Origin of the sequence: Chryseobacterium defluvii, assembly GCF_014204415.1 — a bacterium.
Classification (GTDB): domain Bacteria; phylum Bacteroidota; class Bacteroidia; order Flavobacteriales; family Weeksellaceae; genus Chryseobacterium; species Chryseobacterium defluvii_A.
In genome coordinates this window covers 1,538,172-1,553,677 of the sequence record NZ_JACHLE010000001.1, presented here as the reverse complement: position 1 = coordinate 1,553,677, position 15,506 = coordinate 1,538,172, and the positions used below count along the sequence as shown (strand labels likewise).

The following is a 15,506-nucleotide window of genomic DNA, read 5'->3' as shown; positions in this document are numbered from 1 at the left end:
ATGAAAAAAATTTTATTAGCCTCGGCTTTACTTTTTTCTGCACTATCATTCGCACAAATAGATCTTAGCAGTACAAGGTTTGGTGTTACGGCAGGAGGTAACTATTCCAGAGTAAGAAATGCACACAACCCTTCCGGGCCAAGATTTACGTTTCAGGGTGGTGTATTGGCTTTGATCCCGATGGGCAAAGACAATCAGTTTTACCTTCAGCCTGAAGTCCTGTATTACGGAGCCGGAGAAACAGGGAAGGATAAAGATGCTAAAGGAAGAGACGGTTATGATGCGGTATATGGCAATAATTACCTGAGTGTACCCATTTATTTCAAAGGATACTTTTCAGAAGCTGAATCAGAATTCTTTGGAATGATAGGTCCGAGATTTAATTTCCTCTTGAACCAAAATGTGAAGAATGCACCTGTAGGAAGGCCATATTATGATCCGGATGTTACAGATCCGAAGCTTCCGGGAGTTAGCGGAAAAGCGAGTGGCTTTAATTTTGCAATAGGACTGGGAGTAGGATACAGTTATAAGAGACAATTGGAAGTGGCTCTGAAGTATGACCTTGGGATCACCAATACCTATCCGGATCTGGCAAAAGAACCCGGAGGTACTTCCAAAGGAAAATCTGAGCAGGTAATCAGTTTAGGCGTAAGCTATATCTTTGAATAAGAGTGTTTTTTAAACTATAAGTAAAAAACCGGGAATAAAATTTCCCGGTTTTTTATTTTATCCTTTGATCCATCGCCAAAGCTCTTTTAAAGTAGCTTTATTACCGTACATTAAAATACCTACCCGGTAAATTTTTCCGGCCAGAAATATCATAAATACGGTAGTTCCCAGTAATAATGTAATGGACAGTGCAATCTGCCATGCCGGGACTCCGAAAGGAATTCGGGCGATCATAGCCACAGGTGAGGTAAACGGAATCATTGATAACCAGAAGCCCAGCGGCCCGTCAGGATTGTTCATTAAAGAAAAACTTCCGTACATTCCTAAAGTCAGTGGTAAAATAGCAAACAATGTGAATTGCTGTGTCTCGGTTTCATTATCTACGGCAGAACCTATGGCTGCATAAATGGAACTGTAAAAAATATACCCCAGAAGGAAAAATATGATAAATACGAAAATGATCAGCGGGAAATTCAGTTCTAGCAGGCTATGGGAAACCTGAGTGGCAATCTGCGTTATATCCATCTTACCCATCATTTCTTCATTTCCGCCCGGAATATTCTTTTGAATGGAAGAGAAACCTGTGTTTAAGACCAAAGCACCTATGACAGACATGGTGATCCATATAATGAACTGGGTCAGGGCAACCAGGGTAACTCCCAGGATTTTTCCCATCATCAGTTCAAACGGTTTTACCGATGAAATGATAATTTCAACCACCCGGTTGTTTTTTTCTTCCAGAACGCTTCTCATCACCCTTACTCCATAGATAATAATGAACATGAATGTTACATACATCAGCACCATGCTCAGGCCTGTTTTTATACCAAAACTGAGATCAGAGTCTTCCTTATTGCCTTCGGATACATTGATGGTCTTTAAGGTAAAGCTTTTATCAAGATTGTCCAGCTGGGTTTCTGCGATACCCAGTTGCTTGATCTTTTCCTTTTTGATCACATTGGTAATATCTGAAACGATACGCTGTTTGGTATCAAAACCTATCTTTGAGTTCACAACCAGCCTTGCGTTTTTTTCCAACCCGTCATAGTTTTGGTTATCAAGTTCAGGAAGAATAAGAATACCGTCCAAAGACTCATTGTTCTTTAAATTATTGATCTTGGATTTCTCATCAGCTGTAGAGATAAACACATAATTGAGCTTCTCATCAGATTTTAACTGGTCTTTAAAAAGCCCGCTTTTGTCTACTACTTCAATAATGCTGTGGGATTCATTGGCTTTGAACATCAGCCCGATCACCGCACCAAAGGCGATGATCATGATAGGTGCCAGTAAAGTCAATATAATGAAGGATCTTTTCTTAACCTGAGTAAGAAACTCCCTTTTTGTAATTAAAAAAATATTATTCATAGTTAAGAATGATTACTTACGGCATTGATAAACACTTCATTCATGCTCGGAATTCTCTCGTCGAATGATCTCACTTTTCCCACATGCACCAGATCCAGAAGGATATTGTTCTGGTCGCTTTCATTTTTCAGGTCAAAGGAAACCAGGTTATTTTCATTGGTGAAATTGAAGATCTCATACTTATTTCTGAAATTTTCAAGATGATCACTGCTAACTTCGGAAAGAGTAACCCCAAAAATATTCTTCTTGAATTTTTCCCTTACATCGAAAACCCTTCCGTCAATAATCTTTTTAGAATTATTGATCAATGCCACATAATCACACATTTCTTCCACGCTCTCCATCCTGTGGGTAGAGAGTATGATCGTGGTTCCGTTATTTTTAAGGTCAATGATCTGGTCTTTGATCAGATTGGCGTTTACCGGGTCAAAACCTGAAAAAGGCTCATCGAGGATTAAAAGGTGAGGCCTGTGAAGAACGGTAACCACAAACTGGATCTTTTGAGCCATCCCTTTTGACAGTTCTGAAAGCTTTTTCTTCCACCATTGATCGATGTTCAGTTTTTCAAACCATTTTTTAGCTTCATTCAGGGCATCATTTTTACTCATTCCTTTCAGTTCTCCAAAATAAAGGATCTGGTCCCCGACACTCATATTTTTATACAAACCTCTTTCTTCAGGCATATAGCCGATATCTTTAATATGGCTGGGATTGAGCTTGTCTCCATTGATGAAGACATTTCCTGAGTCAGCCTGGGTAATTTGATTGATGATACGGATGAATGAAGTCTTTCCCGCACCGTTAGGCCCTAAAAGACCGTAAATACTCCCTTTCGGGACATGTATGCTGAAATCATCCAATGCTGTTTTTTTTCCCGCATTGTAGGTTTTCGTAATATGTTCAGCTTTTAGCATTCAATTATTTTTCTGTAGTTAGTATAAAAATATTCCGAAAGTTACGGAATAATTAAAATTGAATGGATCTAAAAGAAAAAATCCTGATGATTATCAGGATTTTATTTATTGTTTTACTATCTGGGTAACTTTTTGTGTGTTATCGCTTAAAATATAGCGGATAAGATATTTTCCGGGTTTCAGTTTTTCAATATTGATCTCACCGGAATTTTTATTTACTGCGTAATTAGCCACCTGTGTTCCTAGGATGGAATAAAAAATTACATTTTTTATTTTCAGAGAAGAATCTTTAGCTTTTACCACAAGAAAATCTTTGGCAGGATTCGGATATGCTACCAAAACACCGTCATCAGACTTTTGTGAGATGGAACCCGGTTCTCTTAATTGGGCTTTTAAATTACTGGAAAACCCAGCAATGCCTCCTAAAAGTATAAATAAAAGTAAAAGTTTTTTCATCAAAATATAATTTCTCAAGTATATTACAAACAAAAGTAAACAATTCTATATTCACATGCAATAGTTTTTTATAGAAGTTGTAGTAAATTTGCATAAACTTATTATTCAAAAAGTATTCCAAAAATGATACATTCAAGAAACAGAAGGCTGAGAGTAAATGAATCAATCAGAAGTATGGTAAGAGAAAGCATTCTTACCACTCATGATTTTGTAATGCCGATCTTCGTAATGGAGGGGGAAAACAAACAGGAGCCCATCGCGTCGATGCCGGGAATTTTCAGGAGGAGCATAGATTTAACGGTGAAAGAATGTAAGGAATTATTTTCTTTAGGCATAAAATCTGTCAATTTGTATATGAAAGTATCGGATCATTTAAAAGACAATACAGGCAAAGAAGCATGGAACAAAGACGGCCTGATGCAGAATACCATCAAAGCGATAAAAGATGCCGTTCCTGAAATGATCGTAATGCCGGATGTTGCTTTAGATCCCTATTCAATCTATGGCCATGACGGAATTATCGAAAACGGGAAGATCATCAATGATGCCACCAATGATGCTTTGGCAAGAATGTCCGTATCCCATGCGGAAGCGGGAGCTGATATCGTAGCGCCGAGTGATATGATGGACGGAAGAGTATTGGTGATTCGTGAAGCTTTAGAAGAAAACGGATTTACGGATGTAGGTATCCTGAGCTATTCGGCGAAATATGCAAGCTCTTTTTATGGGCCGTTCAGAAGTGCCCTGGACAGTGCCCCGAAAGACAGTATAGATATTCCGAAGGACAAGAAAACGTACCAGATGGATTTCCATAATTCCCGCGAAGCTTTGAATGAAGTTTTTAAAGATATAGAAGAAGGAGCAGATATCATTATGATCAAACCGGGGCTTCCTTATCTCGATATCGTGGCGAAAGTTCGTGAAGCTATTGACCTTCCGATCGCTGTGTACAATGTAAGCGGAGAATATGCAATGGTAAAAGCAGCTGCCCAGAACGGATGGCTTGATAATGATAAAACCATCATCGAAAGCTTAACATGCTTCAAGAGAGCCGGTGCAGATATGATCTTCACCTACTTTGCAAAAGAAGCGGCAATGTTACTGAATAATTAAAAGAGTTGAGAGTTATAAGTTATGAATTATGAGTCATTAAAACCTGCTTTTCTTTAAATAATGAGCATCAAACTTATAACTCTCAACTCATAACTTATAACTTCTTACATGATATTAAAATCTTTTCCTTTTGTAAATTTGGCTGCAAAAGGAGCCTGATTACCGGAATATTTTAAGATAAAATGTTTTTTGGTGTCTGTATCTGCCTTAGCATCCACCTCTACATTGGTGGTCTGAAAGCTTACATCTATACCAACACTGGATTCTTTTTCCAGAAAAATTTCCACGCTTTCAGCATAGAATAAAGAAGTACTTAAATAATTAAATTTAATATTCTTGCGGTACGTCTTGGATTTGTTTTGGGTGAAAGAAGAATAACTTTTTAAAATTTCAATTCCGGGAGAGTCAATATTCGTAATGCGGGATTTGGTTACCCCGTTTACTTTCACCGAAAAATCTTTGGCGTTTTTTATATTTCCCGTAACTCCTATATTGAATAAAGAAGGAAGAGAAAGCCCGTATTCTATCATGCTGTCTTTGGTAAACTCAAAGTCGGGAACCAAAGCAGGGTATTTGGGATTAGTGATCAATTTATTTTTGACTGTATTTAGTTCGTCACCGGAAAATAAATATCCGATAAGATTATTGCCGGTTGTTCTCCAGTTCCTTCCGTTCCATTCAAAGATTTCGCAAAGTAAAGTATCGGCAGAGGAATGAGGAAGCAGATCCATATCCTGCCATTTGAAAATCTCCTTTGCATAAGGCCTTCTGTCAACAATATTGATCCCAAGATCCAATGCCAGCAGCTCTGTCAATTCTTTATTGCTTTCCATAATAAATCTGATTGTTGATTGGTCTTATAAATGTATGGAAATAAATCAGAAATTGGATGTTAAATCTTACAACCAGCCTTTTTTACCGTACACATAAGTATCATCAAACTGCTTATCACTCATGAACAGGTATAAAATTCCTTCAATAAAGGGGATGATCGTGGCAAAACCAAATGTTACGATATTAAGAACGATCTGAATAATCCCTTCTTTGGTATAGCCAAGGTAAAATTTATTTAAAGCAAAACATCCTACAAGAATTCCCAATAAAGCTGCAGGGATTTTCTTCTCCGAACGGTAAGGAGCATTGGTTTGCTGGTTGAAATTGTTTTCTGTTTTGGAGTATCCGTAATTTTCCATGTTTATATTTATTGGTTAAATGATTTCTTTTGAGATAAGTCGTTGAATATTATAAGTAGTTACATATAATTTAAAATATAAACAAGTTTATATTTGGGATAAACAAAGTTTATATTTTTGATATATTTGCTTCATGATTTTACGAGGAGAAAACCTGATTAAGGAATACGGTCCTAAAAAAGTGGTAAAAGGCGTTTCTGTAGAAGTTCAGCAGGGAGAAATTGTAGGTTTGCTTGGCCCTAACGGAGCCGGGAAAACCACATCGTTTTATATGATCGTGGGTTTGGTGAAGCCGACTTCCGGAAAAATTTTCCTGGATAAACAGGAAATTACGACTGATGCCATGTACAGGAGAGCGCAGAAGGGTATCGGTTATCTGGCTCAGGAAGCATCTATTTTCAGGAAACTTTCTGTGGAAGAAAATATTATGGGAGTATTGCAGCTGACCAGGCTCTCAAAACGTGAGCAGCAGATCAAGTGTGATGAGCTTATTGAAGAATTTTCCCTACAGCACGTTCGTAAAAACAGAGGAGATCTTCTTTCGGGAGGAGAGAGACGTAGAACGGAAATCGCAAGATGCCTTGCTACCAGCCCAAACTTTATCCTTTTGGATGAGCCCTTTGCCGGAGTTGACCCTATTGCCGTTGAGGATATCCAGAAGATCGTAAGAAGTCTTGTAGATAAAAATATCGGTATCTTAATTACGGATCATAACGTTCAGCAAACGCTGGCCATTACTAACAAAACATACATTATGTTTGAAGGAAGGATCTTAAAAGAAGGCCTTCCGGAAGATCTGGCCAATGATCCGCAGGTAAGAGAAGCTTATCTTGGTGAAAACTTCGTGTATCAGAGCATTCTGGATAAGCCAAAAAAGAAAAGTTATGCTTATAATATCTGGGCCGGGAACTTTGACTCAAAATCCCAGCTTCAGAACTTTGTCAATGACAATTTTCAGCAGTTCGATGATCTGAGGCTGATGTATGGTTTTGAAGATATCAGCTTTGCCTCGCTGGCAAATTCTGAAATTGAACATATTTTTACAGATGTGGTAGATAAGAATGCCAATAATGCATTTGTATTCCAGAAGAAAGAAATTACCTCACAGTATACGGCAGAACAGGCGGAGGCAGAATCTAAGGTGGCAGGCAGGCCTGAACTGCACTACCTCACAACCTATTTTTATGAAGGATAACTTCTGTTTTATAAGACGGAATCAATTTATTGATTGAAAAATAGAATAAAGCGTACCTTTTGTTTCAGAACGGTACGTTTTTTAGTTAAATAATTTTCATGGCAAAACCTTTTAACCGGACAGTTACTTTATTTGGAATTTATAAACAGCTTATTCCATTTATAAGGCCTTATCGTTTAATGATCTATGGAACCCTGTTCCTTACTTTTTTAGGCGCTCTTGCCGCACAGGTGAACCCTGTAGTATTGAAATATACGGTGGATGAGGTAACGAAACTGACCCATCTTCCGGATCCAATGTCAGAAGGCATCCATATCCTGGTCGTAATTTCCATTATTTTACTCGGAAAAGAACTGCTGAATATTTTCATCAATTTCGGGCAGAAATTCTATGGTGAAAAAATTAGGATCAATGTAAGCTCTGTTCTTGCACAATCGGCAATTGACAAGATCCTGACCTACAGAGTTGCTTATTTCAACGATGAAAACCACGAGTCGGGAAAGCTCCAGATAAGGATCGACAGGGGAATTGAAAGCCTCACCCGGCTGGTACAGAATTTTTTCATTGATATTTTACCTCTTTTTTCCAATGCCATCATTGCCCTTGTGATCATGTATATGCAGAATGTATATGTAGGTGCGGTTTCCACGGTCATTGTTCCGATTTATTTTTATATCAGTTCGTTACAGGCTAAAAAACTGGGCGGAGTGCGCCGGCAGCTGAGAAATCAGAGGGAGCAGAAAACTTCGGGGCTTTTGAACCTGATCAATTCCATTATGGTGATCAAAAGCTTTGTCCGTGAAAAATTTGAAGGTAAAAAACAGTACGATCTTCAGATGCAGCTGATGGAAAGCCAGATGTTCACAAGAAAAACCAATTTTATCTACGACGGGTTAAAAACTTTTATCGAACAGTTTGGAGTAGTTTTAATCATTCTTTTGACGGTTTACCTTGTTCTTGACAAGCAGATGACTATAGGAGCCATTATGCTTCATATTATGCTTTTCAACAACGTTTCTGCTCCGATCCGCCAACTGCATCGCATTTATGATGATATGAATGATGCCATGATCTATGCGGAAGGATATTTTGATATTTTAAATGCTGATAATGAGAAAGAATCCAACGGTACTTTTGTAGAAGATGAGATCAAAGGGAATTTTGAATTAAAGAATGTCAATTTCACTTATCCTAACGGGACTCAGGCACTGCATGACGTCTCCATGACTATTGAAAACGGGAAAACCACTGCTTTGGTAGGGCTGAGCGGAGCCGGAAAATCTACAGTGATTAATCTTTTATGCAAATTTTACCTGCCCGATTCCGGGGAGATTTTACTGGATAACGTTAATCTGAATGATTATAACAATACTTTCTTGCGGGATGACCTGGGATTGGTGCTTCAGAAAAACCATATTTTTCAGGGAAGTATTGAAGACAATATCCGCTACGGAAATATGAATGCTTCTTTTGAAGAAATTCAGGAAGCTGCTAAAAAAGCTTATCTGCATGATCAGATCCTGGATCTTCCGGATCAGTACCGGCATGATGCGACCCAGTTATCGGGCGGCCAGCAGCAGAGGATAGCCATTGCAAGGCTGTTCCTGAAAAACCCGCCGGTTATTTTTCTGGATGAGCCTACGGCAAGCCTGGATGCGATCGCTACGGAACAGATCAAAAATTCACTGGATGCCATTAAAAAAGGCAGAACCGTCATTATTATTTCACATTCCTTATCCCAGATTCTGGACTCTGACAGGATCTATGTGATGAAAAAGGGAAGGGTAGTTGAGAACGGGACTCATGATGAACTGGTTCAGATGAACGGTACTTATCGTGAGATTTTTGATGCCTCGGCAAGAAGTCTTAACTTAGAACGATTGGTTAAAACGTATAAAGAAGATTAATGAACGATCATTATCTGAAGAAACTCGACAGGGTAACGGCTATTCTCACACAACTGCAGTCAAAACCGATTGTAAGGGCTCAGGATCTGGCAGAAAAATTCGATGTGAGTATCAGGACCATTTACCGCGATGTAAAAACACTGGAAAATGCCGGAATTCCTATTGTAGGAGAGGCCGGAAGTGGATATTCCCTGATGGACGGCTACAAACTTCCCCCGGTAATGTTCACCAAAGAAGAGGTGTTGAGCTTTATCACAGCTGAAAAGCTGATGCAGAGATTTTCCCATCAGAGTCTGGGAACACACTACCAGACTGCGATGGAGAAGGTGCGTTCCGTTTTGAAGTATTCTGACAGAAATCTGATCCAGCATATTGAAAAACAGATTGCGGTTTTTAATTATCGGCCTAAGACGGAAGATTCCGTCAAAAATATAATTCCGACGATCCTGGAAAGTATCGCGGAAAAAAACCAGCTGAGCATAGAATATAAAACAGTGGATTCCATAGTTTCTCAAAGAACAATTGAAGCGGTGGGGGTTTTCTTTGAATTCAATTACTGGTATATTATGGCTTTTTGCACACTCAGGAAAGATTTCAGGCAATTCCGGGTCGACAGGATCCTGCAGATCTCTAAAACCCAAAATCCTTTTTCACAGGAATATGGGCAGATTAATGATTACAGAAGAAACCCTGAAGGAAACCGTATGAAGGTAAGGCTGCTGGTTGACAAAAAAATAATAGGACATCTTAGTAACTCAAAAAAATATTATGGGTTAACTGAAGAAATTGAGACTGATAAAGGGTTTGAGCTCACTTTTGAAACAGAGTGGATTGATGAAGGTTTTCCCCGCTGGCTGATCACTTTTGCAGATTATGCAACGGTATTGGAACCTGAAAGCCTTCGTACAAAGCTCAATGATCTGTTAATTAAAATATCTGCCAAACATACATGAAACCCGGTAATCACCGGGTTTTGAAATGAATATCATTAAGCAGAAAGCATAATCGGGGAGAAAAGCAGAAAAGCGAAAACATTTGTCAAATTTAATTATGGATATACATAATGTTTTCCGCAATTCTGCTATTCCATCTTTCTGCTTATGCTATTTAGCGATTGATTCTGTATGTTCAGTCTGATCAGGGCTTTCAATCTTAACAAAGGCATCAGTGAGGCTAGAATCTCTCCCAAAAAAAAGGTGGTTCAATTCCCAAAGCTCTCAGATAAACATATCCTTGTCCACGGTGATGAATTTCATTATCTACAAAATAAAGGATATTTTCATACACCGGGAATTCGTACTGCCCGAACAGGTTGAAAGTTTCCTGAAAACGTTCTTCGGAGATCTGGCTGAAATAATGATTGATGGTTTCAGTTTCCTCATCCCATTTCTTTAAGAGTTCTTCTTTTGTCTTCGGAGCAAAGCCTTCTTCATTGTAGGCTTCCGTATTTTTTTCCACAATCCCTTTCAAAGCTGGTCCTCCAATGCTGATGAGTTCTACTGCCAGTTTTGCAAATGGCCTCATACCTCCTACCGAAAACTCGAACAGGTCTTTTTCAGGAAATGCTTCGATCACCCTTCTGGTCAGGTTTCTGTGTCCCTGCCAGTGATTTAGTAATTGTTCAGAAGTCATGAACTGTTTGGTGGCTGTTGCTGTAGTTGTCATAATTTTTTGTTTTTATTTGTTAATGTTAAGACAAAGGTAATAGGAGATTATGACAACAGTTTGTCAGTAGGTTTTTACAAAGAAAAATATTTATTTTTACTTTAAAATATCAGGAAGAGTTTTCCGTTAAATAGGAAAATGTATCTATAATAATTGACCAGGAATTCCTCAGACATGAAAAAATATATCCTGCCTACTATGACAGCTTTTTTACTGACGGCATGTAATAAAATTGAAGAAAAAATAGACCAGACCGTTCAGAAAACCACAGAAAAGGTTCAGCAAAAGGCTCAGGAAGCAGTGGAAGAGACCGTAAAGAAAACGGTCAATGAATCCATTAATTCCATTACCAATTCCAAAGATGTTCCGTTTAGTCAGGTATTTCCAAACGCAGATAAGATCGTGAGTCAGGAAACAAAAGGAAAAAAGTTTACATTTCCCAACGGTACAGAAAATTATATCTTCAAATATAAAGCGGATAAAACAGCCTTAATCCCTTTTTTAGAGGGACAGACCACAACAGACGAAAACCGTTCGGATAAAACGGCCCGCAAAATCAACGGACAAAGTATTATCGATAAGATCGGTTTTATCGAAAAGTTTCTTCCGGAAAACACTATTGATGCCAGGATCTTGGAAGATATTAAAAATGATAAGAATATTGAATATTATAAACTGAAAAGATTTCCGAATAGCAGTACGATCATCTATAATCCGAAAGATCAGACCGTACTGCAATATGTTGAGGTAGATAAATAATTTGAAAGTGGCCGGTTTTGATCGGTCATTTTTGTGTAAAAATATAAATTATGAGGTGTTCTGGGTCTGATTTTGATCCATTAAAAATCAGGAATACATTTTACTTTTTACATTGTACAAAATGAAGTAATTTAGTCCTATGAAAATTTACACGAAAACAGGAGATAAAGGACAGACGGCTTTATATGGCGGAACAAGGGTTTCTAAAGCCAGTGCAAGAGTTGACAGCTATGGAAATATAGATGAGCTTAATTCATTCATAGGAATTGCCAAAAGCCATATCGATGATGCAGAGGTTTTACAGCAGCTGAAAAAAATACAGTTTGATCTGTTTACTGTAGGCTCGGAAGCCGCAACACCGGTAGATAAGTTAATGCTGGCCAACGGAAAATCCCGTCTTACACTGATGATTTCCGAAACAGAGATCGAAGAACTGGAGCATTGGATGGATGCTTTTGACGAAAAGCTTGAGCCACTTCAATATTTTATCCTTCCGGGAGGTGGAAAATCAGCAACTTTCCTGCATGCGGCAAGAACCATCTGCAGAAGAGCAGAACGTTCTCTGGTTTTCCTGAACGAATCGGAAGAAGTACGCCCCGAGCTCATCAAGTATCTGAACAGGCTTTCAGATTATCTTTTTGTTCTGGCAAGATATGTTTCGAAATTGAACGGCGAATCGGAAGAATACTGGAATCCGAATGAAAGATAGGGCATTACTTTTCATCAACGGAGAAGCCCCGAAATCTTTTCCCGGGCTTGGAAATTATAGGCTGATCGCCTGCACGGACGGGGCTTTTCATTATCTGAAAAACCTTGGCTTTCCTTTGGAGAAATTAGACTTCATTTCCGGGGATTTTGATTCCCATTCCGGGGTGGATGAAAATATTTATGAAGAGAAATTTATCCATACTCCTGATCAGGACAAAACGGATTTTCACAAAGCATTGGAGATTATTTCGGAAAAAGGATATCATGATGTGGATGTTCTGGGAGGCAGTGGAGGAGAGCAGGACCATTTTTTAGGAAACCTTACCGTTGCTTATTCCTTTAAAGAGCAATTAAATATCCGGTTTTATGATGAATTTTCAGAATACTATTTTGTTCCGAAAAGTTTTACTTTAAAAGGAGTAAAAGACAAAATGATCTCCTTATATCCGTTCCCGGTTGTTGAAAATATTACAACCAACGGGCTTAACTGGCCTTTGACGAATGGAAACCTGAGTATTACGGAAAGACTGGGGACAAGAAACTTTGCCGTTGAAGATGAAGTTTCCATTGAATATGAGAAAGGGGATCTTCTGATCTTTGTTGGTGGAAATTATCTTTAATTTTTTTCATGGAGAAGGATAAGATCTTTGAATTTTTCAATCAGGAATTCCCCTTTAATCAAGAAGGACTGGAGGAATTTGCAGGATCGTTTACGATGATGCACTATAAAAAAGGGGATGTTATATTAAAACAGGGCAAAACGGAAAACGAGCTTCGGTTTCTGGATAATGGTGTGATCAGAGAATATTACGCCATAGATGACAGGGAGAAAAACATTAATTTTATTACTGCCAGTGATTTTATTACAGATTTCAATTCGTTTATCAATAATACCCCGACTAAAAAATACCAGCAATGTTTGTCGGATGTTACTTTAAGAATTTTACCCGAACCAAGCTTCAAATCGTTTACCGAAAAATACGGCTGTGGCAAATTTTTCATTGAGACGATATTCCAGAGAATAGTGGCCAGAAAAGAGAAAGAAGAATTTAACCAGTTCATTAACACCGCAGAGCAGCTATACTATGATATATTAAAAGAAAATCCGGACTGGATACAGCTTATCCCACAGTACCACATTGCTTCTTACCTGGGTATTACCCCTGAGACTTTAAGCAGGATCCGTAAACGCGGAACATGATTTATTGATTCCGGTCAATCAGGAAACAGGGAGGATTTTCGGAACTTTACGTTTTAAAATAATACGAAAATGAAGATACATCACATAAGAAATGCCACGATGGTGATAGAAACCGGGGATAAAGTAATCCTGATTGATCCAATGTTAAGTAAAAAGGGGAAAGCTGGGCCTACATTCACGTTGTTCAGATTTAAGCCTCAGCGAAATCCTGTTATCGACCTGCCTGATAATGCTTATGAAATTATCAATAAAACCACTCATTGTCTGATTACACACCTGCATCCTGATCACCTTGATAAAGAAGCTGAAAGATTTCTGAAAGCCAAAAATATTCCCGTTATCTGTAGCGTGAAGGACAAAGAAATTTTACAGAAAAGAGGGCTGAATGTAATACAGACGGTAGATTATTGGAAAGAAACAGCTTTTCTGGGAGGAAAAATCCAGGGAATTCCTGCGAGGCATGGCTACGGATTTATTGCCGGGCCAATGGGAAATGTAATGGGATATTATATCGAATTCCCCGATGAAAAATCGGTTTACCTGAGTTCAGATACCATCTATACGGAGGCTGTAGACAAAGTCCTTTTAGAATTTAAGCCCGGTATTTCTGTTTTAGCCTGCGGATCTGCACAGCTGGATGTTTTCCAGCCCCTGTTGATGAATATGGAAGACATTATAAAGTTCATCAGAAAAGCCCCCGGAAAAGTAATTGCCAATCATCTGGAAGCAGTGAATCATTGTCCGGTAAAAAGAGACCGGCTATTTCAGGATCTGAAAAAAGAAGGTCTTTCAGATAAAACCTTTATTCCGGAAGATGGCGAAAGTATGACAATATAGAACAGGCAGGAATGAGTGCATAAGGAAACTTTGAGATACACATAAATTTTAAGAAAAATTAAATTAAAAAACCAAACTTTTTTAGCAATTTTGCATCCTTAATTCACTTGTCGAAAAATGAAAATAAAATACTCGGAACTTATTGACCAGACATTGTATTTTCCTACGGAAGAATTTAATGTGTCTGAGAACAATTTGTTGTTTCACGACATTCCACTCATGGAAGTTGTTGAAAAGTTTGGGACCCCTTTGAAGGTAAGTTACCTCCCGAAAATTTCTCAAAATATTCAGAAAGCAAAAAGCTGGTTTAAAGAAGCCTTTGAAAAAACAGGGTACAAGAATAATTATACCTACTGCTACTGTACAAAGTCGAGTCATTTCAATTTCGTAATTGAAGAAGCCCTGAGGAATGATATATCCATCGAAACATCTTCCGCTTATGATATGGATATCGTAAAATCCCTTTACAGAAAAGGAAAAGTGGATAAAAACATAGAAGTGATCTGTAACGGTTTCAAGACAGATGATTATCTGGCCAAGATCTCAGAGATGATCAACAGCGGCTTTGAGAATATTACCCCGATCTTAGATAATTACCGTGAGCTTGATAAACTTACGGAAAGCATTGATACCACGTTCGATATCGGGATCAGGATCGCTTCCGAGGAAGAGCCGAAATTCGAATTTTATACCTCAAGACTGGGGATAGGATATAAAGACATTATCCCGTATTACAGCCAGAAAATTGCAGAACATCCGAATGCCAGGCTGAAGATGCTTCATTTCTTCATTAATACCGGGATCAAAGACACGGCGTACTATTGGAACGAATTATACAAATGTCTCCGCGTATATGCCCGTTTGAAAAAAATTGCCCCGGAAGTGGATTCACTGAACATAGGTGGCGGTTTCCCTATCAAAACCTCTTTGAATTTCGATTACGATTATCAGTATATGATAGAAGAGATCGTTTCCCAGATCAAAAAATTCTGTGAAGAAGAAGGAGTGGAAGAACCTAATATTTATACGGAATTCGGAAGCTTTACCGTGGGAGAAAGCGGGGCCAACCTTTACAAGATCATCTCCCAGAAACGCCAGAATGACAGGGAAAAATGGAATATGATCGATTCTTCTTTCATGACTACACTTCCTGACACTTGGGCTATTTCAAGGCACTTTATCATGCTTCCGCTTAACCGTTGGGACGATACGTATGAAAGGGTATTCCTGGGTGGCCTTACCTGTGATTCAGATGATTATTATAATTCTGAGCAGCATACCAATGCCATTTATCTGCCTGTTTTCAGTGATACAAAACCTCTGTACATCGGTTTCTTCCATACGGGAGCTTATCAGGAAACAATTGGAGGTTACGGAGGGGTGCATCACTGCCTGATGCCTCAGCCAAGACACATTCTGATCCAGAAAGATGAAAACGGGGAATTCCAGTATGAGATTTTCCGTGAAAAACAGGAACCGGAAGACATATTGAAGTTATTAGGTTATAATCAATAAGTACAT

The 15,506-nt window shown here is 38.5% G+C and carries 16 protein-coding genes and 1 pseudogene; 11 read left to right on the top strand and 6 right to left on the bottom strand.

What is annotated here, in order from left to right; all coding sequences use genetic code 11:
• Complete coding sequence (locus tag HNP38_RS07070) at positions 1–669, top strand: porin family protein (protein WP_184186640.1); 669 nt, start codon at positions 1–3, stop codon at positions 667–669.
• Between the two features lie 57 nt (positions 670–726).
• Here the strand turns inward: HNP38_RS07070 and HNP38_RS07065 are convergent, their stop codons facing one another.
• The 3 genes from HNP38_RS07065 to HNP38_RS07055 all read right to left on the bottom strand — a co-directional run bounded on the left by HNP38_RS07065 (position 727) and on the right by HNP38_RS07055 (position 3,407).
• Positions 727–2,037 (bottom strand): ABC transporter permease, encoded by a 1,311-nt coding sequence (locus HNP38_RS07065; RefSeq protein WP_184186637.1) that lies wholly within the window; start codon positions 2,035–2,037, stop codon positions 727–729.
• Between the two features lie 2 nt (positions 2,038–2,039).
• Positions 2,040–2,951: an ABC transporter ATP-binding protein gene (locus HNP38_RS07060; protein WP_184186634.1), complete on the bottom strand. Its 912-nt coding sequence runs from the start codon at positions 2,949–2,951 to the stop codon at positions 2,040–2,042.
• Positions 2,952–3,056: 105 nt separating this feature from the next.
• A complete protein-coding gene (locus HNP38_RS07055; RefSeq protein ID WP_184186631.1) occupies positions 3,057–3,407 on the bottom strand; it encodes a T9SS type A sorting domain-containing protein in 351 nt (116 codons plus the stop codon).
• 123 nt (positions 3,408–3,530) lie between these two features.
• Between HNP38_RS07055 and hemB the strand changes: the two genes are divergently transcribed.
• On the top strand, positions 3,531–4,520 hold the full coding sequence (gene hemB / locus HNP38_RS07050; RefSeq protein ID WP_184186628.1) for a porphobilinogen synthase: 990 nt from the start codon (positions 3,531–3,533) through the stop codon (positions 4,518–4,520).
• Between the two features lie 104 nt (positions 4,521–4,624).
• Here hemB and HNP38_RS07045 read toward each other — a convergent pair whose 3' ends face one another.
• Together HNP38_RS07045 and HNP38_RS07040 are read right to left on the bottom strand one after the other, a co-directional pair.
• Positions 4,625–5,353, bottom strand: a complete 729-nt coding sequence (locus HNP38_RS07045; protein ID WP_184186625.1) for a hypothetical protein — start codon at positions 5,351–5,353, stop codon at positions 4,625–4,627.
• Positions 5,354–5,419: 66 nt separating this feature from the next.
• The gene (locus HNP38_RS07040) at positions 5,420–5,713 is read right to left on the bottom strand and encodes a TM2 domain-containing protein (protein WP_184186622.1); all 294 of its coding nucleotides are present in this window, start codon (positions 5,711–5,713) and stop codon (positions 5,420–5,422) included.
• 133 nt (positions 5,714–5,846) lie between these two features.
• Here HNP38_RS07040 and lptB point away from each other — a divergent pair.
• The 3 genes and pseudogenes from lptB to HNP38_RS07025 all read left to right on the top strand — a co-directional run.
• Positions 5,847–6,572: pseudogene (gene lptB / locus HNP38_RS07035) on the top strand (LPS export ABC transporter ATP-binding protein); the annotation flags it as partial.
• 515 nt (positions 6,573–7,087) lie between these two features.
• Positions 7,088–8,815, top strand: a complete 1,728-nt coding sequence (locus HNP38_RS07030) for an ABC transporter ATP-binding protein (protein WP_184187661.1) — start codon at positions 7,088–7,090, stop codon at positions 8,813–8,815.
• The gene (locus tag HNP38_RS07025) at positions 8,815–9,768 is read left to right on the top strand and encodes a helix-turn-helix transcriptional regulator (RefSeq protein WP_184186616.1); all 954 of its coding nucleotides are present in this window, start codon (positions 8,815–8,817) and stop codon (positions 9,766–9,768) included. Before HNP38_RS07030 ends, HNP38_RS07025 begins: the two co-directional genes overlap by 1 nt.
• Positions 9,769–9,988: 220 nt before the next feature.
• Here HNP38_RS07025 and HNP38_RS07020 read toward each other — a convergent pair whose 3' ends face one another.
• Positions 9,989–10,480 carry a DinB family protein gene (locus HNP38_RS07020; protein WP_184186613.1) on the bottom strand — a complete coding sequence of 164 codons (492 nt, stop codon included), beginning with the start codon at positions 10,478–10,480 and terminating at the stop codon, positions 9,989–9,991.
• A gap of 174 nt (positions 10,481–10,654) precedes the next feature.
• On the opposite strand from HNP38_RS07020, the gene HNP38_RS07015 reads away from it, so the two are divergent.
• From HNP38_RS07015 to HNP38_RS06990, 6 genes are all read left to right on the top strand, one after another.
• The gene (locus tag HNP38_RS07015) at positions 10,655–11,239 is read left to right on the top strand and encodes a hypothetical protein (RefSeq protein ID WP_184186610.1); all 585 of its coding nucleotides are present in this window, start codon (positions 10,655–10,657) and stop codon (positions 11,237–11,239) included.
• A gap of 139 nt (positions 11,240–11,378) precedes the next feature.
• A complete protein-coding gene (locus HNP38_RS07010; protein WP_184186607.1) occupies positions 11,379–11,948 on the top strand; it encodes a cob(I)yrinic acid a,c-diamide adenosyltransferase in 570 nt (189 codons plus the stop codon).
• The gene (locus tag HNP38_RS07005; protein ID WP_184186604.1) at positions 11,938–12,567 is read left to right on the top strand and encodes a thiamine diphosphokinase; all 630 of its coding nucleotides are present in this window, start codon (positions 11,938–11,940) and stop codon (positions 12,565–12,567) included. The genes HNP38_RS07010 and HNP38_RS07005 overlap by 11 nt, the downstream gene beginning before the upstream one ends.
• Positions 12,568–12,575: 8 nt before the next feature.
• Complete coding sequence (locus HNP38_RS07000; protein WP_184186600.1) at positions 12,576–13,148, top strand: Crp/Fnr family transcriptional regulator; 573 nt, start codon at positions 12,576–12,578, stop codon at positions 13,146–13,148.
• A 69-nt stretch (positions 13,149–13,217) separates the two neighbouring features.
• A complete protein-coding gene (locus HNP38_RS06995; protein WP_184186597.1) occupies positions 13,218–13,985 on the top strand; it encodes an MBL fold metallo-hydrolase in 768 nt (255 codons plus the stop codon).
• Positions 13,986–14,102: 117 nt separating this feature from the next.
• Positions 14,103–15,500, top strand: a complete 1,398-nt coding sequence (locus HNP38_RS06990; RefSeq protein ID WP_184186594.1) for an arginine decarboxylase — start codon at positions 14,103–14,105, stop codon at positions 15,498–15,500.
• Positions 15,501–15,506: the final 6 nt, after the last annotated feature.